Origin of the sequence: Streptomyces sp. NPDC058664, from assembly GCF_042716635.1 — a bacterium.
Taxonomy (GTDB): Bacteria; Actinomycetota; Actinomycetes; order Streptomycetales; family Streptomycetaceae; genus Streptomyces.
The window spans coordinates 36,627-56,986 of record NZ_JBHXRW010000020.1 but is presented as its reverse complement, the minus strand read 5'-3'; the positions used below and the strand labels follow the sequence as shown (position 1 = coordinate 56,986).

General features: G+C 69.9%; 18 protein-coding genes. 13 read left to right on the top strand and 5 right to left on the bottom strand.

Features of this window, described 5'->3' with window-relative positions:
* Positions 1-22: 22 nt before the first annotated feature.
* The 4 genes from ACFWUY_RS18140 (at position 23) to ACFWUY_RS18125 (ending at position 3,183) form a co-directional block, all read left to right on the top strand.
* Positions 23-748 carry a 2OG-Fe(II) oxygenase gene (locus tag ACFWUY_RS18140; RefSeq protein WP_384108597.1) on the top strand — a complete coding sequence of 242 codons (726 nt, stop codon included), beginning with the start codon at positions 23-25 and terminating at the stop codon, positions 746-748.
* Positions 749-844: 96 nt separating this feature from the next.
* The gene (locus tag ACFWUY_RS18135) at positions 845-1,651 is read left to right on the top strand and encodes an aspartyl/asparaginyl beta-hydroxylase domain-containing protein (protein ID WP_384108594.1); all 807 of its coding nucleotides are present in this window, start codon (positions 845-847) and stop codon (positions 1,649-1,651) included.
* A 14-nt stretch (positions 1,652-1,665) separates the two neighbouring features.
* Positions 1,666-2,331, top strand: a complete 666-nt coding sequence (locus ACFWUY_RS18130) for an O-methyltransferase (protein ID WP_384108591.1) — start codon at positions 1,666-1,668, stop codon at positions 2,329-2,331.
* Between the two features lie 126 nt (positions 2,332-2,457).
* Positions 2,458-3,183: a class I SAM-dependent methyltransferase gene (locus tag ACFWUY_RS18125; RefSeq protein ID WP_384108588.1), complete on the top strand. Its 726-nt coding sequence runs from the start codon at positions 2,458-2,460 to the stop codon at positions 3,181-3,183.
* Positions 3,184-3,271: 88 nt separating this feature from the next.
* Here ACFWUY_RS18125 and ACFWUY_RS18120 read toward each other — a convergent pair whose 3' ends face one another.
* The 4 genes from ACFWUY_RS18120 to ACFWUY_RS18105 all read right to left on the bottom strand — a co-directional run bounded on the left by ACFWUY_RS18120 (position 3,272) and on the right by ACFWUY_RS18105 (position 9,643).
* A complete protein-coding gene (locus ACFWUY_RS18120; protein WP_384108585.1) occupies positions 3,272-4,723 on the bottom strand; it encodes an endo-1,4-beta-xylanase in 1,452 nt (483 codons plus the stop codon).
* 220 nt (positions 4,724-4,943) lie between these two features.
* Positions 4,944-6,404, bottom strand: a complete 1,461-nt coding sequence (locus tag ACFWUY_RS18115) for a glycoside hydrolase family 43 protein (protein WP_384108582.1) — start codon at positions 6,402-6,404, stop codon at positions 4,944-4,946.
* Positions 6,401-8,620, bottom strand: coding sequence for a glycoside hydrolase family 3 N-terminal domain-containing protein (locus ACFWUY_RS18110; RefSeq protein WP_384108580.1), 2,220 nt, complete (start codon positions 8,618-8,620; stop codon positions 6,401-6,403). Before ACFWUY_RS18110 ends, ACFWUY_RS18115 begins: the two co-directional genes overlap by 4 nt.
* Before the next feature lie 9 nt (positions 8,621-8,629).
* Entirely contained in the window at positions 8,630-9,643 is a 1,014-nt protein-coding gene (locus ACFWUY_RS18105; protein WP_384108577.1) for a LacI family DNA-binding transcriptional regulator, read from the bottom strand.
* A 232-nt stretch (positions 9,644-9,875) separates the two neighbouring features.
* On the opposite strand from ACFWUY_RS18105, the gene ACFWUY_RS18100 reads away from it, so the two are divergent.
* From ACFWUY_RS18100 to ACFWUY_RS18060, 9 genes are all read left to right on the top strand, one after another.
* Complete coding sequence (locus tag ACFWUY_RS18100; protein WP_384108574.1) at positions 9,876-11,168, top strand: extracellular solute-binding protein; 1,293 nt, start codon at positions 9,876-9,878, stop codon at positions 11,166-11,168.
* A 157-nt stretch (positions 11,169-11,325) separates the two neighbouring features.
* The gene (locus ACFWUY_RS18095; RefSeq protein WP_384108858.1) at positions 11,326-12,222 is read left to right on the top strand and encodes a carbohydrate ABC transporter permease; all 897 of its coding nucleotides are present in this window, start codon (positions 11,326-11,328) and stop codon (positions 12,220-12,222) included.
* Positions 12,219-13,049: a carbohydrate ABC transporter permease gene (locus ACFWUY_RS18090; protein WP_384108571.1), complete on the top strand. Its 831-nt coding sequence runs from the start codon at positions 12,219-12,221 to the stop codon at positions 13,047-13,049. Before ACFWUY_RS18095 ends, ACFWUY_RS18090 begins: the two co-directional genes overlap by 4 nt.
* A gap of 36 nt (positions 13,050-13,085) precedes the next feature.
* Positions 13,086-14,483, top strand: coding sequence for a glycoside hydrolase (locus tag ACFWUY_RS18085; protein WP_384108568.1), 1,398 nt, complete (start codon positions 13,086-13,088; stop codon positions 14,481-14,483).
* Between the two features lie 35 nt (positions 14,484-14,518).
* On the top strand, positions 14,519-15,571 hold the full coding sequence (locus ACFWUY_RS18080; protein WP_384108855.1) for an endo-1,4-beta-xylanase: 1,053 nt from the start codon (positions 14,519-14,521) through the stop codon (positions 15,569-15,571).
* Positions 15,568-16,614, top strand: a complete 1,047-nt coding sequence (locus ACFWUY_RS18075; protein WP_384108565.1) for a Gfo/Idh/MocA family protein — start codon at positions 15,568-15,570, stop codon at positions 16,612-16,614. Before ACFWUY_RS18080 ends, ACFWUY_RS18075 begins: the two co-directional genes overlap by 4 nt.
* Positions 16,611-17,507, top strand: coding sequence for a PmoA family protein (locus ACFWUY_RS18070; protein ID WP_384108562.1), 897 nt, complete (start codon positions 16,611-16,613; stop codon positions 17,505-17,507). The genes ACFWUY_RS18075 and ACFWUY_RS18070 overlap by 4 nt, the downstream gene beginning before the upstream one ends.
* A complete protein-coding gene (locus ACFWUY_RS18065; RefSeq protein ID WP_384108852.1) occupies positions 17,504-18,220 on the top strand; it encodes a cupin domain-containing protein in 717 nt (238 codons plus the stop codon). The genes ACFWUY_RS18070 and ACFWUY_RS18065 overlap by 4 nt, the downstream gene beginning before the upstream one ends.
* Positions 18,220-19,695: a non-reducing end alpha-L-arabinofuranosidase family hydrolase gene (locus tag ACFWUY_RS18060; RefSeq protein WP_384108559.1), complete on the top strand. Its 1,476-nt coding sequence runs from the start codon at positions 18,220-18,222 to the stop codon at positions 19,693-19,695. The genes ACFWUY_RS18065 and ACFWUY_RS18060 overlap by 1 nt, the downstream gene beginning before the upstream one ends.
* 120 nt (positions 19,696-19,815) lie before the next feature.
* Here the strand turns inward: ACFWUY_RS18060 and ACFWUY_RS18055 are convergent, their stop codons facing one another.
* Positions 19,816-20,298 (bottom strand): DedA family protein, encoded by a 483-nt coding sequence (locus tag ACFWUY_RS18055; RefSeq protein ID WP_384108556.1) that lies wholly within the window; start codon positions 20,296-20,298, stop codon positions 19,816-19,818.
* Positions 20,299-20,360: the final 62 nt, after the last annotated feature.

The following is a 20,360-nucleotide window of genomic DNA, read 5'->3' as shown; positions in this document are numbered from 1 at the left end:
CAGAGAGAAAGGCTGAGTATTCATGAACATCGTTGCCAGTGGCGCACGGTACCGCGTCATCGATGACTTCCTGCCGCCGAACGAACTCGCTGAGATCCGTTCCCTGATGAAGCGCAGGCGATTCGAGGAAGTCGCCAGTGTCATCTATCCGGAGACGGACGGAAACGCCTTCCGCTCCCGTGGGGCCGTGCTCCGACAGGACACCGGGGCGCCGACGGCCGAATCGCGGGAGCAGGACGCGCAGCCCGCCGCCTTCCAGGCGATCCTCAGGGAACTCGGCGCGCACCCCGACATGTTCGGCGCGCCCGGGGAGGACTGGTCGGCGGTCGGCTTCAGCTTCTGGCAGTACCCCGCCGGAAGCCGACTGGGCTGGCACAACGACGTGGCGTCCGGCCGGCTGGGGGAGTTCGTCTTCTTCCTGCACGAGGAATGGAAGGCGTCCTGGGCCGGCGAACTGGTCATCCTGGACGCCGATCCCGACTCCATCGACGTCGACACGACCGGCATGCCCGCGAGGGAGGCCGTCGAAGCGAAGGCGAGCCTCGCCGCGCACCCGCTGACGGCCATCGTGCCGAAGCCGAACCGACTGGTCCTCGTCCAGGAAGGCACCATCCACTGCATCAACCGGGTGGACCGGGCGGCGGGGACCACCTTGCGGCAGACGATGACCGGCTTCGTCGCCGGCGCCGCTCCCCAGCCCGAACAGCGGTCCGTGGACCGGCTGACGTCCTTGCTCGGTTCCCACTAGGGCGTGTCCGGCCATGATCCGCCGGACACGCCCCAGCCCTCCGGAGCACTCGACTATCGGCGTACTGGTTTCTCTCGCTGGATTGGAAACAGGAACATGGAAGAACTGTGGATCACCGAAGGCCCCCGGGAGTTCGACCGGTGGCTCGCACAGGGGAAGGTCGACCCCAAGCAGGTCGAACGCATCAGAGAAGGACTGGCGATCACCGCCGAGGGGCGGATCGGCGAGGTAGGCGGCCCGCAGACGCCGGAGATCTACTTCCCCGGTCTCACGGCCCGACCGTGGTGGAGCCGCGACGACTTCCCCTGGCTCGACGGGCTGGAGGCCGCCGCTCCCGCGGTCCTCGAGGAGCTGCAGGCCCTGGGCGTCAACCTCGACAGCGCCGTCTCGCATCCCACGGGGCTGGCCGAGGAGGGCAAGTGGCGTGCGCTGTACCTGTCGTGCATCGGCCGGCCGTACGCCAAGAACGTCTCCGCGTTCCCGCACACGCTGAAGACGCTCTCGGCCATCCACGGCGCCACCGACAGCGGCATGACGTACTTCTCCACCATCATGGGAGGTACGCACATCCGCCCGCACTCCGGCTTCAGCAACGCCCACCTGCGCTGTCACCTCTCCCTGGTGGCGACCGAGGGTTCCCGTATCCGGGTCGCCTCGGAGACGCGCGCCTGGCAGGAGGGCAAGGCGTTCGTCTTCGACGACTCCTATGACCACGAGGTGTGGAACGAGGGCGAGGAGCGCCGGACGGTGCTGCTCTTCGACTTCTGGCACCCGGATCTCACCCCGCCGGAGATCGAGGCACTCACGCACATGATGGGCGTCTGGCGGCGCATGTACGCACGGCACTTCTGGGCGCACCAGATGGACGTCTCGTCCCCCGGCCCGACCTCCCTCGCCGCTTAGGAGAACTGTCTGTCATGGCTGTCGACACCTGGTCCGAGACCGAATCCTTCCTCAGCGGCGTGCTGTGTGCGCCCGACCCCGACCTCGCACGCGCGCTGGACGTCAGCGAGCAGGCGGACCTGCCGGTCATCAACGTCTCCGCGCTTCAGGGCAAGCAGATCAGCCTGCTGGCACGGATAGCCGGTGCCCGGCGGATCCTCGAGGTGGGAAGCCTCGGCGGCTACAGCGCCCTGTGGCTGGCCAAGACGCTGCCTCCGGGCGGTCGCATGGTGACCATCGAGAACAATCCGGTGCACGCCATGGTCGCCGCGGGCAACCTCAAGGCGGCCGGGCTCGACGACCGTGCCGAGGTCCGAGTGGGCAATGCCGCCGAACAGCTGGCACAGCTCGCGGAGGAGAAGACCGAGCCCTTCGACTTCTTCTTCATCGACGCCGACCAGCACAACAACGTCACCTACTTCGAGAGCTGCCTGCGCCTGGGCCGCTCCGGCAGCGTCATCGTCTTCGACAACGTCGTGAGGGCCGGCGAAGTCCGGAACCTGGAGACGTCGAACGGCGCCGTCCGCGCCACCCAGCGGGTGCTCGAGCTGGTCAGCAGCTCTGACCGGGTCGATGGAGTGGTCTTCCAGACGGTGGGCCACCGAGGGCATGACGGCATGCTCGTCATCCGGATGAGCTGACGGGCGCACGGGGCCTCCGGGTGCCTCCCGACCGGTTCGCCGGGAGGCGCCCCGTGGGCCCGCGATGACGGGGACACCGATGAGTCATGCCGATCGCAGGGCGTGACCGATGAGGAGGAAATTGCAGTGACCCGTGATATCCGCACGGTGGACGACGTCCTGCACATGTTGGATCGGCTGTTCACCGCGGAGACGGACCGCTGGACGGACGAATCCCGCGACTGGTGGGACGAGTTCTACGCCAACCGTTCCCGGGACATCCCGTTCTTCGTCGACAAGCCGGACGAGAACCTGGCCTCGTACCTGGAACGCGGCCTCGTCACACCCGGCCGGGCCCTGGACCTGGGCTGCGGGCCCGGGCGCAACGCCGTCTTCCTCGCCGCGCGGGGTTACGAGGTGGACGCGGTCGACCTTTCCCGCACCGCGGTGGCCTGGGGCCAGGAGAGGGCCCGCGAAGCCGGCGTGGACGTCCGCTTCCACTGCGGTGACATCTTCACCGTCGATCTGCCGCCCGGCCGCTACGACCTGATCTACGACTCCGGCTGCCTGCACCACCTGCCGCCGCACCGCCGTGTCAGCTACCTGGCTCTGCTGGAACGGGCGCTCGCCCCCGGCGGCCACTTCGCGCTCGCGTGCTTCGCCTCGGGAGCGACGGGTTCGAAACTGCCCGACGAAGAGTTCTACCGCACGCGCAGCCTGGACGGCGGACTGGCCTACACCCTCGATGACCTGCGCGGCCTCTTCCCCGCCTTCACCGAGATCGAGCTGCGTGCCATGAGAAGGCAGTCGCCCGACTCCCCGCTCTTCGGCGTGTCGCTCCTGAACACCGGACTCTTCCAGCGTCCGCTGTGACGATGCCCCGGGCGACCGGGCGACCGGGCGACCGGTGTCCACCGTCACCGTCTCGGCGGACACCGGCTTCACCCCTCGCCGCGGCGGGTCAGGTGCGGGTCCAGCGTTGGTTGCTGCCGTTCGAGCAGGAGTAGAGCTGGATCAGGGTGCCGTTGGCGGTGCCGTTGGCGGCGGCGTCGAGGCAGAGGCCGGACTGGACGCCGGCGATGGAACCGTCGGAGTTCAGGCGCCACTTCTGGTTGTCGCCGCCCCAGCAGCTGTAGATCTGGACCTTGGTGCCGTTGCCGGTGCCGGCGGCGTCCAGGCACTTGTTGCCGTAGACCCTGAGCTCGCCCGCGGCGGTGTAGGTCCACTGCTGGTTGGTGCGGCCGTTGCAGTCCCAGAGCTGGAGCTGGGTGCCGTCGGCGGTGCTGGAGTTGGGCACGTCCAGGCAGCGGCCCGAACCGACGCCCTTGATCTGTCCGGAACCGGGCGAGGGGGTCGGAGTGGGAGTGGGGGTGGTGGGGGAGGCGGCGTTGAGCGCGTTGAGGACGGAGGTGTAGGCGGGCTTCTTGCTGCCGTCGCCGTTGAACAGCAGCGGCGAGTGCTCCGGTCGCCAGGAGTCGGTGTCGCGCACGCCCCAGACGGTGATGCCGAGACAGCGCGGGACGGCCAGGCAGTCGTTGGTCACGTTGGCGTAGGTCGTGCCCGAGGCGCCCTGGATGTCGAGCTCGGTGACGGCCACGTCGACGCCGAGCGCGGCGAAGCTCTGCAGGGTGGTGCGGAAGTTGCTGTTGTAGGGGCTGTCGCTGTTGAAGTGCGACTGGAAGCCGACGCAGTCGATCGGCACGCCGCGCTGCTTGAAGTCCCGGACCATGGCGTACATGGCCTGGGTCTTGGCCCAGGTCCAGTTCTCGACGTTGTAGTCGTTGTAGCAGAGCTTGGCGGCCGGGTCGGCGGCGCGCGCGGCACGGAAGGCGACCTCGATCCAGTCGTTGCCGGAGCGCTGCAGGTTGGAGTCGCGCCGGGCTCCTGAGGTGCCGTCGGCGAAGGCCTCGTTCACGACGTCCCATTGGGCGATCTTGCCCTTGTAGTGGCCCATCACGCCGTTGATGTGGTTGGTCATCGCCTGGCGCAGCGCGCTGCCGCTGAGGTTCTGCATCCAGCCGGGCTGCTGGGAGTGCCAGGCCAGGGTGTGGCCGCGCACCTGCTTGCCGTTCTGCACCGCCCAGTTGTAGACGCGGTCGCCCGCGGTGAAGTCGAACCGGCCCTGCTGGGGTTCGGTGGCGTCGATCTTCATCTCGTTCTCGGCCGTCACCGAGTTGAACTCGCGGCCCGCGATCGTCGTGTACGCCGAGTCGCCCAGCCGGCCCGAGGCGATGGCGGTCCCGAAGTAGCGGCCGCTCTGCGCCGCCGCGCCGCCGAGCGTGCTCTCGGCGGCGTGCGAGGTCTGCGGCGCCACCAGCACGGCGGCCGTACCGAGGGCACCGACGACCAGGGCCGTACACAGGCCGCCGATCTTCCGGCGGACGGTGGTGGGTGGAAGGGCGTTCAAGCGCATGACTGAGCCTCCAGGACGGAAATCACGGAAGGTTTTCGGAGCGCGGCGGAATGAATCCGCGTCAGCGGGGCCTGCGCCCATGGAACTCAGTGTGGAAATTTGACGGAAACATGTCAACAGTTTCGAAAGGGTTTCGAGAATCTTTCCTTCAGAGGCGGCCGAGTAGTTGCCTGGGCCTGCACAAAAAGTCATCGAAAAACTTTCGAACGCCCCGGAGTGGTCACCCCGTTGAATCCGGGTACGTGATGTCGAACCTCGTGAAGTGGGCCTGGTTGGTGGAGGGGTGGCCGTTGGAGGTCGCGTAGAGACCGAGCTGGACGCCGGTGAACAGGGGCGTGAGGAAGGTGGCTTCGACGGTGGCCAGGTTCTGCCAGGCGCCGTCGGGTGCCGCGTGGGCGAAGGTGTGGCTGAAGCCGCGGATGCGGACCCCCAGGCGAACGGGGCCCGGGGGGACGGGAGCTCGGGCCAGGAGCTCGGGCCCGCGGCGGAGGATGAGTCCTTCCGCGGTGCGAAGGAACAGGAGGTGGGCGTCGTCGTCGAGGACGACGGCGAGGCCTGCCTGTTCGTCCGGTGCGGCGGGGGTGAAGCGCAGTTCGGTGGAGACGTCGCAGTCGGGATGCTCCTGGGGGCGGGCCAGGAGGGACGGGGTGGTGCGTTCGCCGAGGCGTTCGGGGCGGACCTGGAGACGCAGCCCGTCGCCGGTGGCCCAGAACCGCGTGGGTGGGGTCCGCAGGGTGCTCCAGCCGGGGGAGAGGGCGGCGAAGCCGTCGTGAAGGGGGCGGCGAGGGGCGATGTGGACGACGGGGGAGAAGACCGGCCAGCCGTCGTCCCAGGTGATCCGGCTGAGGAAGGTCTCACGGCCGAGGGCGGAGCCCGGGCGGACGCCCAGGAGGACGGCCCGCCAGTCGCCGTACGGGGTTTGGACGAGGTCGGCGTGCCCGGTGCAGGTGACCGGACCCTCGGCCGGCGGGAGCACGGGGTTGCCGGGGGCGCCCTCGTAGGGGCCGGTCACGCTTTCGGCGCGGGCGGCCACCACGCTGTGGTCCACATCGGTGCCGCCCTCGGCGGTGAGCAGGAGACAGGCGCCGTCGATCCTGTAGAGGTGCGGGGCTTCCGACCACCGGGCGCCCGGACGGCTGCCCGACCACAGGACGTGCTCGGGTCCCGTGAGCCGTCGTTCGCGGGGAAGGTATTCGCGCATCCAGATCTCGGTGCGGCCGGCGGCCTCGTCCCGTACGCGGGCGGCGGTGAACCAGGCCCGGCCGTCGCCGTCCGGCCCGTCGTCGAAGAACAGTGACGGGTCGAAGCCCTCGCCGTCCAGCCGGTGCGGCCGCGACCACGGCCCCGCCGGGTCGGTCGCCGTGACGACGAAATGGCCGGGGCCGTCCATCAGCGTGCAGACGAGATGGAAGAGCCCGTCATGGTGCCGGATCGTCGGTGCGAACAGGCCGCGCGAGGGCGCGCATCCGTCGAGGTCGAGCTGGGACGGCCGGTCGAGCGCGGAGCCGAGACGCCGCCAGTTCACGAGATCGCGGCTGTGGAACACGGGCAGGCCCGGGAACCATTCGAAGCTGGACGTCACCAGGTAGTAGTCCGCTCCCACGCGGCAGACGGACGGGTCGGGCCGGAACCCCGGCAGCACGGGATCACCGAACACGGGATCGTCGAACGACGTGGTCATGGAACGGGGACGATCTCGACCGGCACGGACAGCACCCGGTCGGCCCCCGGGTGACGTACGGGGCCGGTCAGGGTGAAGGAGCCCCGGAGCGGAAGATCGCCGCTGGACCGTCCGACGGCCACGCCGATCTCCCCGGGCTCCACCCTTCTCCGCAGGTCGACCCCGGTGAAAGAGGTCCGGTCGGCATGGACGGAGAAGGTGATCCGGGCGGCCGCGCCCGGCTGCAGCTCGACCCTGCCGAATCCGGCGAGCCACCGCTGCGGCCGGACGACGGACGCCTCGGGGTCCGAGAGGTACAGCTGGACCACCTCGGTCCCGGGCACCTCGCCGACGTTGCGTACGGTGACCGCGACGGAGACGGTTCCGTCCGTCGCGGCGACGGGATCCACCGAGAGCTCCGAGCAGGTGAAGCCGGTCCAGCTCAGCCCGTGTCCGAAGGGGAACAGCGGGGTCGGGTCCACCGAGCTCCAGTCGGTGTGCCCGCCGAGCCGGGCGCGCAGGTAGGTGCCGGGCTGGCCGCCGACCCGGCGGGGGATGGAGACGGGCAGCCGCCCGGACGGTTCCGCGGCCCCGCTGATGATCCGGGCCAGCGCCGTCCCGCCCTCCTCGCCGGGGAAGAAGGCCTGCACCACGGCCGACGCGCGTTCGGCCAGTGTGCCGAGCGCGTACGGCCGTCCGGAGACGAGGACCAGGACGGTCGGCACCTCGGAGTCCAGGACGGCGGAGGCGAGTGCGGCCTGGTCGCCGGGCAGGTCGAGGGTCTCGGCGTCGCAGCCCTCTCCGGAGGTGCCCCGGCCGAACATGCCGGCCCGGTCCCCGAGCACCAGCACGTTCACGTCCGGATCGTCCGCGGTGACCGTGAACCCGGCGGCGGTGAGCGCCTCGCCGAGCGTCGGGATCTCAAGGCCGAGGTCGCCGGGCAGCGCGACGTGGTTGGGGAAGGAGTAGCAGCCGAGGAAGGACTGCGGGTCCTCGGCGTACGGCCCGCTGACCGCGACCCGGCACGGCCGCAGCGGCAGGATGCCGTCGTTGGCGAGGAGCACGGTGGACCGTTCGGCCAGAAGCCTGGCCAGTGCCCGGTTCTCCGGCGGGTCGAGTTCGACCGGCTCGGGCTCGACGGGTTCCCAGGCGGGGTCGAGCAGGCCGAGCTCGGCCTTCTGCAGCAGGACCCGTTCCGCGGCCCGGTCGATGAGCGCCTCGGGTACGCTTCCCGACCGCACGAGCTCGGTCAGCGGCTCGCCGTAGCAGCGGGCCGTGGGCAGCTCGACGTCGATTCCGGCGGTCAGCGCCAGTGCGCCGGCCGCGCCGCGCGATCCGGTGACGCCGTGCCGGGTCTCCAGGAAGGAGACGGCGTAGTAGTCGGCGACGACCACACCGCCGAAACCGAGCTCACCCCTGAGCAGTTCGGTCAGCAGCCGTTCGTCCGCGGCCACCGGGACGCCGTCCACGTCGGTGTAGCTGTTCATCACCGACCGGGCGCCACCCTCTCGCAGGGCCCGTACGAAGGGCTCGACCAGCACGTCGGCGAACTCGCGCGGCCCCGAGGCGACGGGGGCCATGTTCCGGCCGCCGCGCGAGGCCGAGTACCCGGCGAAGTGCTTGAGCGTCGCCACGATCCCGGCGCCCTCCAAGCCCTGCACATAGGCGGTGCCGATCGCTCCGACGAGATAGGGATCCTCACCGATGCACTCCTCGGTCCTTCCCCACCGGTAGTCGCGGACCACGTCGAGGACCGGAGCCAGCCCCTGGTGGACACCGACCCGCCGCATCCCCGCGCCGATGGCGGCGGCCATCTGCCGCACGAGTCCGGGATCGAAGGACGCACCCCAGGCGAGCGGCCCGGGGAAGACCGTCGCCCCGAACGTCATGAACCCGGTCAGGCACTCCTCGTGCGCGACCGCCGGGATCCCGAACCGGCCGGATCCGGTCACCCGCCGCTGGAGCGAGGCGAGCCGCTCCATCCCGGCCTCCGCGGTGATCGGCGCGGTTCCGTACACCCGGGTGAGCTGGCCGAGCCCGTGGGCGACTATGTCGTCGAGGCCGGGCGCGGACTCGCCGGAGTCGTCCTCCATCGGCGCGACGGGTGCTCCCGGATTCGAGGGCAGCGCCCAGAAACCGGCGAGCTGCCCCGCCTTCTCCTCCAGCGTCATCCGTCTCAGCAGATCGGCGACCCGCACGGACGCGGGCAGGAGGGGGTCACGCCAGGGTTCGGTCAAGGGGTTCTCCTAGGGACGGGGCGGGGCGGTGGAGAGCCGGACCTTGAGCTCGGTCGAGAGCTCCATCCGGGGGCTGACCAGGGGCTGGTCCTCCAGAAGCTGGAACAGCGTGCGGGCGGCGAGCCGGCCCATCTCCTCCAGCGGCTGACGCACCGTCGTCAGCGGAGGTGACAGCCATTCGCACATCGGCAGGTCGTCGAAGCCGACCACGCTGAGGTCCTGCGGGATGCGCAGCCCGCCCTGCCGGGCGGCTTCGTAGACGCCCATCGCCTGCTGGTCGCTGCCGGCGAAGACGGCGCTCGGCGGCTCGGGGAGGGCGAGCAGTTCCTGGGCGCGCCGGAACCCGCCCTCGTGCTGGAAGTCGCCGAACCGGATCAGGTCGCGGTCCACCTCGATCCCGGCCCGTTCGAGGGCGGCCCGGTACCCGTCGATGCGGGCCTGGCTGCAGAGCATCTCCTTGCGCCCGCCGATCGCGGCGATCCGGCGGTGCCCCATCTCAAGGAGGTGCTCGGTGGCGGCGAGGCCGCCCGCCCAGTTGGTCGCGCCGATGCTCGGCACACCGTTGCCCGGCAGGTCGATCGGGTCGATGACGACCAGGGCCACCCCGGCCCGTTCGACCTGGGCGCGCTGGGCCTGGGTGACCGAGGTGGTGACGAGGATGACGCCGTCGCTGTGGTGCAGGACCGGCAGCGCGGCCCAGCTCGACGGCGTGGCCTCGCCCGGCGGGACGAGCGACACGACGGTGCCGACGCCCCGCTGGGCGCACTCGGCCTCGACGCCGCGCAGTATCTCCACCGCCCACGCGCTGTCCAGACCGCCGATGATCAGGTCGACCAGGCCCGACCTGCGGGCCCTGCTCTGCCGGCCGGGCTGGAGGTAGTTGTGGGATCGCAGCAGGGTCTCGATCCGTTCGCGTGTCGAGGGCGCCACATCGGAGCGGCCGTTGATCACCTTGGACACGGTGGCCTGGGAGACCCCTGCCTCCGCGGCGATGACGGCCAGGGTCGGACGCTGCTCGCTCAACTCTTCTCCTCTGCGCGGGTGCCGGGGGTCGGCGACAAGTACCGCAAACTTTTCGAAGAGTTTCCGGTCGGCATGACTGCTTGTCAAGCCTGTAAGTACTTGATTCCTGCGGGTAATTCGGTGACAGGCCTTGACCGAGAAGCCCCGCGTTCCTAGTTTGTGGCAGCACGGAATTCGAGAGTATTACGAAAAGTTTTCGAGCTCGAATCGGCAATCCCACTCCGGAGGTCCCATGGCCAGCACTCCCCCGAGTCGACGACGCTTCCTGGCGCTCTCGGGCCTGACCGCAGTGTCCGTCTCGCTGACCGCGGCCTGCGGCGGCGGCGACTCCGGCGGCAAGCCGGCGGCCGACGGCAGGGTGACTTTCGCGTGGTGGAACATCGCCACGACGGAACCGGGCAAGTCCCTCTTCCCGCAGATCTCCTCGGCGTTCACGGCCGCTCACCCGAACGTCAGGATCGAGACGACCTCGTTGGAGAACGAGGCGTTCAAGTCCAAGCTGACCGCCACCACCTCTTCCGGCAAGCTCCCCGACGTCTTCCAGACCTGGGGCGGCGGAGTGCTGCAGCAGCAGGTCGACGCGGGTCTCGTCGAGGACCTCACCGACGCGTTCGGCTGGTCCTCCGAGCTCACCCCGGTGTCGCTGCAGGCCTACCGGATCGGGGGCCGGACCTACGGGGTGCCCTACGACATCGGCATGGTCGGCTTCTGGTACAACAAGAAGCTCTTCGCCAAGGCCGGGATCACCGCGCCGCCGGCCACCTGGGCCGAGCTCCTCGAGGACGTCAAGAAGCTCAAGGCGGCGGGCGTCACCCCGATCGCCCTCGCGGGCAAGGAGAAGTGGCCCGGCCACTACTACTGGGCCTACCTCGCGATGCGCGTCGCGGGCCTCCCCGCGCTGCAACGGGCCGCGACCACCAAGGACTTCACCGACGCCGGCTTCGTCCAGGCCGGCACCCACCTCAAGGAGCTGGTCGACCTCCAGCCGTTCCAGGAGGCCTTCCTCGGAGCCGGCTACGCCACCCCGGGCGGCCAGGCGGCGACCATGGGCAACGGCAAGGCCGCCATGGAGCTGATGGGGCAGTGGGCGCCGTCGGTACAGCAGGACGCGGGCGCCGGCCTCGGAGCGGACCTGGGCTTCTTCCCCTTCCCGACGGTCGACGGCGGAGCCGGCCGGGCCACCGAGGTGTTCGGCGGCGGCGGTGGCTTCGCGCTGCGCAAGGGCGCCCCGAAGGAGGCGCTGGACTTCCTGAAGTTCCTCGTTCTGGAGAACGAGTCCAAGCTGCTGGCCTCCAACGGCTACCTGCCGGTGGTCAAGGGCGCGGAGCGCCAGCTCACCGACGCCAACAAGAAGGTGGTGGCCGACAGCCTGGTCAAGGCGACGGGCTTCCAGCTCTTCCTCGACCAGGCCTACCCGCCGGCGGTCGGTCAGGAGGTCAACGACAGCGTCGCCGACCTCATCGCGGGCAAGAAGACGCCCGAGCAGGTCACCCGGTCGATCACCGAGGCTGCGAAGGGTGCCTAGTTCCGTGGCCACCCCCACCGACGACCCGACCGAGGGCCCGACCGAGGACCGGGCGGAGGGCCCGACCGAGGACCGGGCGGAGGACCCCGGCGAGGACCGGGCGGAGGACGCCGTACCGGTGCGACCGCCCGCTCCGGCCCGGTCGTTCCCGCGTGAGCTGGGAAGCTGGGCGTCGATCGTCTGGTTCCTCGTCCCGGCCCTGGTCCTCTTCCTCGTCTTCGTCCTCGCCCCGATCGCCGTCGCCGTCCACACCAGCTTCTTCAAGTGGGGCGGGATCGGCCCCATGGACGACTTCGTCGGCTTCGAGAACTACGCCAGGCTGTTCGCCGACCAGGTCTTCCTCGGCGACATGGGGCGCGGGCTGTACCTGATCGTCCTGTCGATCACGGTGCAGTTGCCCTTCGCGCTGTTCACCGCGGTCCTGCTCAACCAGAAGCTGCGCGGCCGGGCCGTCTACCGCATGCTGTTCTTCGCGCCGTACATCCTGTCCGAGGTGGTCACGGCGGTCCTCTTCACCATGATCTTCCTTCCCGGTGACGGCATGGCCGACCATCTCGCCGGCGCCCTCGGCCTGGAGGGGCTGCGGGGCAAGTGGCTCGCCGATCCCTCGACGGTCATGCCGACCCTGTTCGTGGTCATGACCTGGAAGTACTTCGGCTTCCACATGATGCTGTTCCTCGCCGGGCTGCAGAGCATCCCGCGCGAGGTCCTCGACGCCGCCTCCATCGACGGCGCCGGCGCGTGGCAGCGCTTCCGCCACGTGACGCTGCCGCTGCTCGGTCCGACGATCCGGATCAGCGTCTTCCTTTCGGTCATCGGGGCCATCCAGCTCTTCGACCTCGTCTGGGTCATGACCGCGGGCGGTCCCAACCACTCCTCCGAGACGATGGCGATCTCGATGTTCCAGTTCGGGTTCAAGCGCTACCAGGTCGGCTACGCCAGTGCGATCAGCGTGGTGTTGTTCATGATCAGTCTGGTCTTCTCCCTCTTCTACCAGCGTTACGTGCTCCGCCGTGACCTGAGCGGGGCCGTCACCACGGGAGGTGGCCGATGAAAGCCCGCAGGACGGCACGCGGCCTGTCGTCGCACGCCGTGGTCTGGTTGATCGGCGCGTTCGTCGTCGTGCCGCTGATCTACGCGGTGGTCTCCGGGTTCAAGAGCACCGGCGAGCTGACGACCAATCCGTTCGGGCTGCCGGAGCACTGGAAGACCGGCAACTACACCGGCGTCCTCGGCGACGGAATGTTCTGGCGGCAGATGGCCAACAGCGCCGGCATCGCGATCGGCACGACCTTCTGCACGGTGGCGGCGTCCGCGATGGCGGCGTTCGTACTGGCCCGCTACGCCTTCCGCGGCAGGGAGCTGTTCTACACGCTGTTCACGATCGGGCTGATGTTCCCGTTCGCGGTGGCCGTCCTGCCGCTCTTCCTGCTGCTGCGCACCTTCGGCCTGCTCGACAACCCGCTCGGAGTGATCCTCCCGCAGGCCGCCTTCGGGCTCCCCATGACGATCATCATTCTGCGCGGCTTCTTCCGGACCATCCCGGCGGAGGTCGAGGAGGCGGCCGTCATGGACGGCTGCGGCAAGTTCCGCTTCTTCTGGAAGATCCTGCTGCCGATGGCGCGTCCGGCGCTCGGCACGGTCTCGGTGCTCGCGATCGTCGCGAGCTGGAACAACTTTTTCCTGCCGCTCCTTGTGTTCAACGACCCGAAATGGCAGACGATCCCGGTCGGCGTCCAGCAGTTCCAGGGCCAGTACTCGACCGACTACGCGCTCGTCCTCGCCTACATCGTGCTCGCCATGGTCCCGGCCCTCGCCTTCTACGCCGTCGCCGAGCGCCAGCTGATCGGCGGCCTCACCGCGGGCGCCACCAAGGGCTGACCCGCCCCGCGTGACCCCCACCCCCGAGGAGACCTTGTGAAACGTCTGACCGTGCTGACGGCCGTCGTGTTGTTAGCGCTCACATCGCAGGTCGCGGCCGCCCCCGCGCGACCCGCCGCCCACCCCGCCCGACCCGCCATCGACTTCCGCGCCGAACTCCAGCCCATCGACGGATTCGGCTTCTCGATGGCCTTCCAGCGGGCCGACCTGCTGCACGGCGCGCGCGGCCTCAGCCCGGCCAAGCGGCGCGAGGTGCTCGACCTGCTGCTCAGCAAGGACAAAGGCGCGGGCCTTTCGATCCTGCGCCTGGGCATCGGGTCGTCGACCGACAGGGTCTACGACCACATGCCGACGATCCTGCCGGCCGACCCCGGCGGGCCGGACGCCACGCCGAAGTACGTCTGGGACGGCTGGGACGGCGGCCAGGTCTGGCTCGCCAAGGAGGCCAAGGCCTACGGCGTCGAACGGTTCTTCGCCGACGCCTGGAGCGCCCCGGCCTTCATGAAGACCAACGGGAGCGAGAACGACGGCGGCGAACTACGGCCCGAATGGCGTCAGGCCTACGCCGACTACCTCGTGCGGTACGCGAAGTTCTACCGGCAGGAAGGCATCGGGATCACCGACCTGGGGTTCACCAACGAACCCGACTGGACGGCGACCTACGCCTCGATGAGGTTCACCCCGCAGCAGGCCGTCGACTTCCTCAAGGTGCTCGGGCCGACCGTTCGCGCGTCCGGACTGAAGACCGAGCTGGTCTGCTGCGACGCCGCCGGCTGGGACCGGCAGCTCACCTACACCGAGGCCATCGAGGCGGACCCGGTGGCCGGCAAGGCCGTACGGACCATCACCGGCCACCGCTACAGCGGTCCGACCGACGTCCCGCAGCCGACCGACAAGCGCGTGTGGATGTCGGAATGGTCGCCGGACGGCACCGCCTGGAACGAGAACTGGGACGACGGCAGCGGCTACGACGGCTTCACCGTCGCGGCCGACATCCAGAACACCCTGACCGTCGGCAACGCCAACGCCTACGTCTACTGGACCGGCGCGTCCCTCGGCGCGACCCGGGGGCTCATCCAGCTCGCCGACCCCGGAGACGACTACCGGGTGTCCAAGCGGTACTGGGCCCTTGCCGCCTTCAGCCGGTTCATCCGCCCCGACGCCGTCCGCGTGCCGGTCACGAACGCCGACCCGGCACTGCGGATCACGGCCTTCCGCAACACCGACGGCAGCCGGGTGATCGAGATCCTCAACACCGCGACCACCGAAAGCTCCGCCGAGTTCTCCCTCCGCGGCGGGCGCGACCGGCACCCCGCCGGCTACGTCACCGACGAGACCCGCTCGATCACCCCGGCCGACATCGTCTCCACGCACGGAACGACCCTCACGGCGAAGCTCGCCCCGCGCGCGCTGACCACCATCGTCCTCGACTGAACCGCCAAGGAACCGAGGAGTCACCTGTCATGCCCATGTTCATGCCCATATCCATGTCCCGGAACCTCATCGCCCTGTCCGCCGCCCTCTGCCTCGGAGCCGGCCTCGCCGCCGCGCCCGCCGCCGCCGATCCCCGTCCCAGGACGCTCGGCGAACTGGCCGAGAAGCACCACAAGTACTTCGGCTCCGCCACCGACAACCCCGAGTTCACCGACGCCGCCTACCTGAAGCTGCTCGGCAGCGAGTTCGGGCAGACCACCCCCGGCAACGCCATGAAGTGGTACGCCACCGAGCCCGAGCGCGGTGTCTTCGACTTCACCGCCGCCGACGAGGTGGTGGCCTTCGCCAAGGACCACCACCAGAAGGTCCGCGGCCACACCCTCGTCTGGCACAACCAGCTCCCCGCCTGGCTCACCGAGGGCACCTGGACCGCCGACGAGCTGCGCGCCGTCCTCAAGAACCACATACAGACCGTGGTCCGGCACTACAAGGGCCGGGTGATCCACTGGGACGTCGTCAACGAGGCCTTCAACGAGGACGGCACCTACCGCGAGTCGCTCTTCTACAAGACGCTCGGGCCCGGCTACATCGCCGACGCCCTGCGCTGGGCCCACGAGGCCGACCGGCACGCCAAGCTGTATCTCAACGACTACAACGTCGACGGGATCGGCCCCAAGAGCGACGCGTACTACACCCTGATCAAGCAGCTGAAGGCCGACGGCGTCCCGGTGGAGGGCTTCGGCATCCAGGGCCATCTGGCACTCCAGTACGGCTTCCCCGCCGACGTCCAGCAGAACATGCAGCGCTTCGCCGACCTCGGGGTCGAGGTCGCGGTCACCGAGCTCGACATCCGGATGAACCTCCCGGCGACCCCTTCGACACTCGCCACCCAGGCCACCTGGTACGCCGACTACGTCAAGGCCTGCCTGGCGGTCGAGAAATGCGTCGGCATCACCATCTGGGACTACACGGACAAGTACTCGTGGATCCCCTCGGTCTTCCCCGGTGAGGGCGCGGCGCTGCCCTACGACGAGAACCTGCTGCCCAAGCCCGCCTACCACTCGATCAGGAAGGTGCTGGGCGGATGATCAGGGCAGCGATCGTCGGAACGGGCGGCATCGCGGGCATCTGCCACGTTCCCGCCCTCCGGGCGCAGGCGCACCGGGCCGTGATCGTGGCAGCCGTCGACGTGGACGCGGCGCGCGCCGAGGCGTTCGCGGCCGAGCACGGCGTTCCCGCGGTCCACACCGACCTGCGGACGATGCTCCAGGAGCAGGGTCCGGACCTCGTACACCTCTGCACGCCGCCGTTCCTGCACGCCGAACAGGCCGTGGCCTGCCTGGAGTCGGGCGCGTGGGTGTGGTGCGAGAAGCCGGTGGCGCTGTCCCTTGCCGAGCTCGACCGGATCCGTGCCGCCGAGGGTCCCGCGTTCGCGGGCGCGGTGTTCCAGCACCGGTACGGCTCGGGCGCCCGGTACCTGCGCGACCGGATCGCGGCCGGGGCGCTGGGCCGTCCGCTGGTCGCGCAGTGCGTCACGGCCTGGTACCGCGACGACGCCTACTACGAGGTGCCCTGGCGCGGCACCTGGGAGGGCGAGGGCGGTGGCCCGACGCTGGGCCACGGCATCCACCAGATGGACCTGATGCTCGCGGTGCTCGGTGAATGGGCCGAGGTACGCGCGATGGCCGGCTGCCTCGAGCGCGACGTCCAGACCGAGGACGTGTCCGCGGCTCTGGTCCGGTTCGAGAGCGGAGCCATCGCGACGGTCGTCAACAGCGTCCTCTCCCCGCGCGAGGAGAGCTACCTGCGGTTCGACCTCACCGACGCCACGGTCGAGCTGCGGCACCTGTACGGCTACTCCAACGCGGACTGGACGGTCACGACCAGGTCGTCCGGCGTGAGGTGGGAGCCGCCGGACGACCTGCCCAGCTCGCACACCGCCCAGCTCGCGGACTTCCTGGACGGTTACGAGGCGGGGATCCGGCCCGACCTCGGCAGAGCCACCATGGAACTGGTCACCGCCCTGTACAAGGCCGCGATCAGCGGCCTGCCGGTCCGGCGCGGAGAGATCGACGCGGCCGACCCGTTCTACGGCTCGCTCCACGGGGGACGCCCGGAGGTGTTCCGATGACGTGCGGACTTCCCGAGAACTTCGAACTCCCAGAGAACCTCGAACTCCGCGAGAACGAGGACTCGCTGATCGTCCGGGCTCGCGACGTCGACCTCTTCCGGTACGTGCACCGGCCGGTCATGGACCCCTTCGAGGCGCCGAAGCCGTACCTGCATCCGGTGCGCACGCTCGCCGGCGACGTCGTCACCGGGTACCGGCCGCACGACCACCGCTGGCACAAGGGCGTCCAGATCACGGCGTCGTGGGTGTCGGGGCAGAACTTCTGGGGCGGCGGCACCTACCTGCGGGGCCGGGGCTACGTGGACCTGCCGAACCTCGGCACGATGCGCAGCCTCACCCTGTCCGCCACGACGGGCCACGGCCGCGCCGTGATCACCGAGGACCTGGCCTGGCACACGATGACGGGGGAGCACTGGATCGACGAGCGCCGCACGCTGACCGCGTGCGACGTCGAGGCCGAATCCTGGACCCTGGAGGTCACCACCGCGCTGACCAACGTCCTCGACACCGACCTGGTGTTCGGCAGCCCCGGCACGCAGGGCAGGGAACTCGCCGGATACACAGGCCTGTTCTGGCGCGGCCCGCGCGACTTCACCGGCGGCGACGTGATCGGCCCCGCGATGGGCGAGAAGGGCGACTGGCTGGCCTTCGTCGGCAGGCACGACGAGGTCGACCGCTCCTCCACGCTCCTGTTCCTGGACGATCCGGACGCCCCCTGCCACTGGTTCGTCCGCAGTGAGCCCATCCCCGCCGTCAACCCGTCCCTGGCGTTCGACGAGGAACTGCCGCTGGCCCCGGGCGACACCCTGTCGCGCCGCTACCGGATCGTCGTGGCCGACGGCGCGTGGACCCCCGGGCGCCTGTCCCGCCATGTCGCGGAACACCCGTGGTGACCCCGTTCCCCGGCGGCGTGGGGATCTCCGGACTGACCGTGTACGACTGGGAGGCCGCCGACGGACTGTGCGGCGGCACGCCCCACATGCACCTCGTCTGCTCCGAGGCCTACGTCGTCATCGGCGGCGCGGGCAGCGTCCAGACGCTCACCACCTCCGGCTTCGCCGACACCCCGCTGCACCCCGGCGACGTCGTCTGGTTCACGCCCGGCACGATCCACCGCCTCGTCAACGCCGGCGGTCTGCGCCTCGTGGTGCTCATGCAGAACAGCGGACTCCCCGAGGCGGGCGACGCCGTCTTCACCTTCCCCGCTCCCGTCCTTGCCGATCCCCACGCCTACCGGAAGGCGGCCGCCCTGACCGGCGGCCATTCCGCGGCGGCCCGCCGCCGCCGCGACCTGGCACTGGAGGGCTTCCTGGCCCTGCGCGAAGGCGGGCTGCGGGAGTTCCACACCGCGGCCGCCCGCCTGAAGAGCGAACTCCTGGACGCCTGGCGGATCCGCTGGCGTGACGGCCCGCTGGCCGCGGCCGTCGCGACCGGCCGTCAACTGGAACGGCTGAAAGCCGGAGACCTCTCGCACCTCGGCCACGGCGAGGTGCTGCGCCTGGAGTGCCCGGAGCACCAGGTCTTCGGCATGTGCGGCCGCCTTCACACCTATCCCGTCCCCGACCACCCGTCACCTCACCTCCGTCCCCCGAAGGAGCTCTTCTGATGCGGTTTCGCCATCCACCCCTGGTCCTGAGCCTCGTACTCGCGGTCCTGTCGTCCCTGCTGCTCGGGGCCACCCTCCTCGGTGCCCCGCCCGCCGCCGCGGCGACCGTCGACACCAACGCCTCGTACGTCCTGGTCAACCGCAACAGCGGCAAGGCCCTGGACGTCTACAACCTGGCGACCGGCGACGGCGCCCGCATCACCCAGTGGTCCAGGAACGACCAGAACCAGCAGCAGTGGCAGTTCGTCGACTCGGGCGGCGGCTACTACCGCGTCAAGTCCCGCCACTCCGGCAAGGTGCTGGACGTCCAGGGCGCCTCCACCGCCAACGGCGGCGCGATCGTCCAGTGGGCCGACGCGAACGGCACCAACCAGCAGTGGCGGCTCGCCGACAGCCCGGACGGTCACGTGAGGCTCATCGCGCGCCACAGCGGCAAGGCCCTCGAAGTGCAGGGCGCCTCCACCGCAGACAACGCGAACATCGTCCAGTACGACGACTGGGGCGGCACCAACCAGCAGTGGCAGCTCGTCAAGGTCGGCGCCGGCACCCCCGGCACGTGCGCCCTCCCGTCGACGTACCGCTGGACGTCGACGGGCGCGCTGGCGCAGCCCAAGGCGGGCTGGGCCTCCCTCAAGGACTTCACCGTCGCCCCGTACAACGGCAAGCACCTCGTCTACGCGACGACGCACGGCGCCGCGGGAACGGGAGCGGGCTGGGGTTCGATGAACTTCAGCCTGTTCGGCAACTGGTCGGAGATGGCCTCGGCCGGCCAGAACACCATGTCGAACTCCGTCGTCGCGCCCACGCTCTTCTACTTCGCGCCGAAGAACATCTGGGTGCTCGCCTACCAATGGGGAGGCGGGAGCGCCTTCTCCTACCGGACGTCGAGCGACCCCACCGACCCCAACGGCTGGTCGGCACAGCAGGTGCTCTTCTCCGGAAGCATCACCGGCTCCACGACAGGCCCCATCGACCAGACGCTCATCGCCGACGGCACGAACATGTACCTGTTCTTCGCCGGTGACAACGGCAAGATCTACCGGGCCAGTATGCCGATCGGGAACTTCCCGGGCAGTTTCGGCTCGACCTACACAACGATCATGAGCGACACGACGAACAACCTGTTCGAAGCCCCGCAGGTCTACAAGCTCCAGGGCCAGGACCGCTACCTCATGATCGTCGAGGCGATCGGCTCGCAGGGCCGCTACTTCCGCTCGTTCACGGCCACCAGTCTGAACGGCTCGTGGACACCCCAGGCCGCGACCGAGAGCAACCCCTTCGCCGGCAAGGCCAACAGCGGCGCCACCTGGACCAACGACATCAGCCACGGCGAACTGATCCGCGCCAGTGCCGATCAGACCTTCACCGTCGATCCCTGCAACCTGCAGTTCCTCTACCAGGGACGCGCCCCCGACTCCGGCGGCGAATACGGACAGTGGCCCTACCGGCCGGGTCTGCTGACACTGCGCCGCTGACGACGTGACACGGGTCCGGCTCCGCGGTGGAGCCGGCGTGGCGGGCTCGGCGGAAGGCCGGGCCCGCCCGGGTCACACGAAACGGCTGGCGCCCGTACGGCGACGGAGCGCGGGGCGGGCTCACGATTCGTCGGCAACGGTGTCACCGGAGGACGGGACCGCCCTTCTTCTGCGGTACACCGCCACCCCGCACACCACGAGGAAGAGGACGGCCACGGCGGACACCCCGAGGGCCGTCCGCTGGGCGAAGAGCCTTCCCAGCACTTCGAGCACGCCGAGCCCCGCGGTCGCGTAGATCAGCGCCCAGGCCGCTCCGCCCATGAACAGGGCGGGGAGGTAGCGCCGCAACGGCATGCGCATGCTGCCCGCGAGGAAGTTGGCCGCGGTCTGGAAACCGACGGTCAGGAAGGAGACGGCCACCACCGGTGAGCCCCACCGCTGAATCGCCAGCTCGGCACGCCGGAACTTCGCCGAGGAGATCCGCCCGGCGAACCTGCTGCGCCGGGCACCGGCGCCGGCGAGCCACCCGACCGCGAACGTCCCTCCGGCGCGAAGCAGGACGATGACGTACAGGGCTCCGGCCGTGAGCGCGATCTTATCCACGACGCCTCGTCCCGGGCGCCGGGCCGGAACCCGCGTCCTCCGTCACGCACGGGCGTCCCGCC

Excerpts from the sequence above, each read along its gene's own strand:
- ACFWUY_RS18130 (WP_384108591.1), top strand. The coding sequence starts at position 1,666 with ATGGCTGTCGACACCTGGTCCGAGACCGAATCCTTCCTCAGCGGCGTG.
- ACFWUY_RS18100 (WP_384108574.1), top strand. The coding sequence starts at position 9,876 with ATGGCCAGCACTCCCCCGAGTCGACGACGCTTCCTGGCGCTCTCGGGC.
- ACFWUY_RS18140 (WP_384108597.1), top strand. The coding sequence starts at position 23 with ATGAACATCGTTGCCAGTGGCGCACGGTACCGCGTCATCGATGACTTC.
- ACFWUY_RS18080 (WP_384108855.1), top strand. The coding sequence starts at position 14,519 with ATGTTCATGCCCATATCCATGTCCCGGAACCTCATCGCCCTGTCCGCC.
- ACFWUY_RS18135 (WP_384108594.1), top strand. The coding sequence starts at position 845 with ATGGAAGAACTGTGGATCACCGAAGGCCCCCGGGAGTTCGACCGGTGG.
- ACFWUY_RS18075 (WP_384108565.1), top strand. The coding sequence starts at position 15,568 with ATGATCAGGGCAGCGATCGTCGGAACGGGCGGCATCGCGGGCATCTGC.
- ACFWUY_RS18070 (WP_384108562.1), top strand. The coding sequence starts at position 16,611 with ATGACGTGCGGACTTCCCGAGAACTTCGAACTCCCAGAGAACCTCGAA.
- ACFWUY_RS18115 (WP_384108582.1), bottom strand. The coding sequence starts at position 6,404 with ATGACCACGTCGTTCGACGATCCCGTGTTCGGTGATCCCGTGCTGCCG.
- ACFWUY_RS18090 (WP_384108571.1), top strand. The coding sequence starts at position 12,219 with ATGAAAGCCCGCAGGACGGCACGCGGCCTGTCGTCGCACGCCGTGGTC.
- ACFWUY_RS18060 (WP_384108559.1), top strand. The coding sequence starts at position 18,220 with ATGCGGTTTCGCCATCCACCCCTGGTCCTGAGCCTCGTACTCGCGGTC.
- ACFWUY_RS18120 (WP_384108585.1), bottom strand. The coding sequence starts at position 4,723 with ATGCGCTTGAACGCCCTTCCACCCACCACCGTCCGCCGGAAGATCGGC.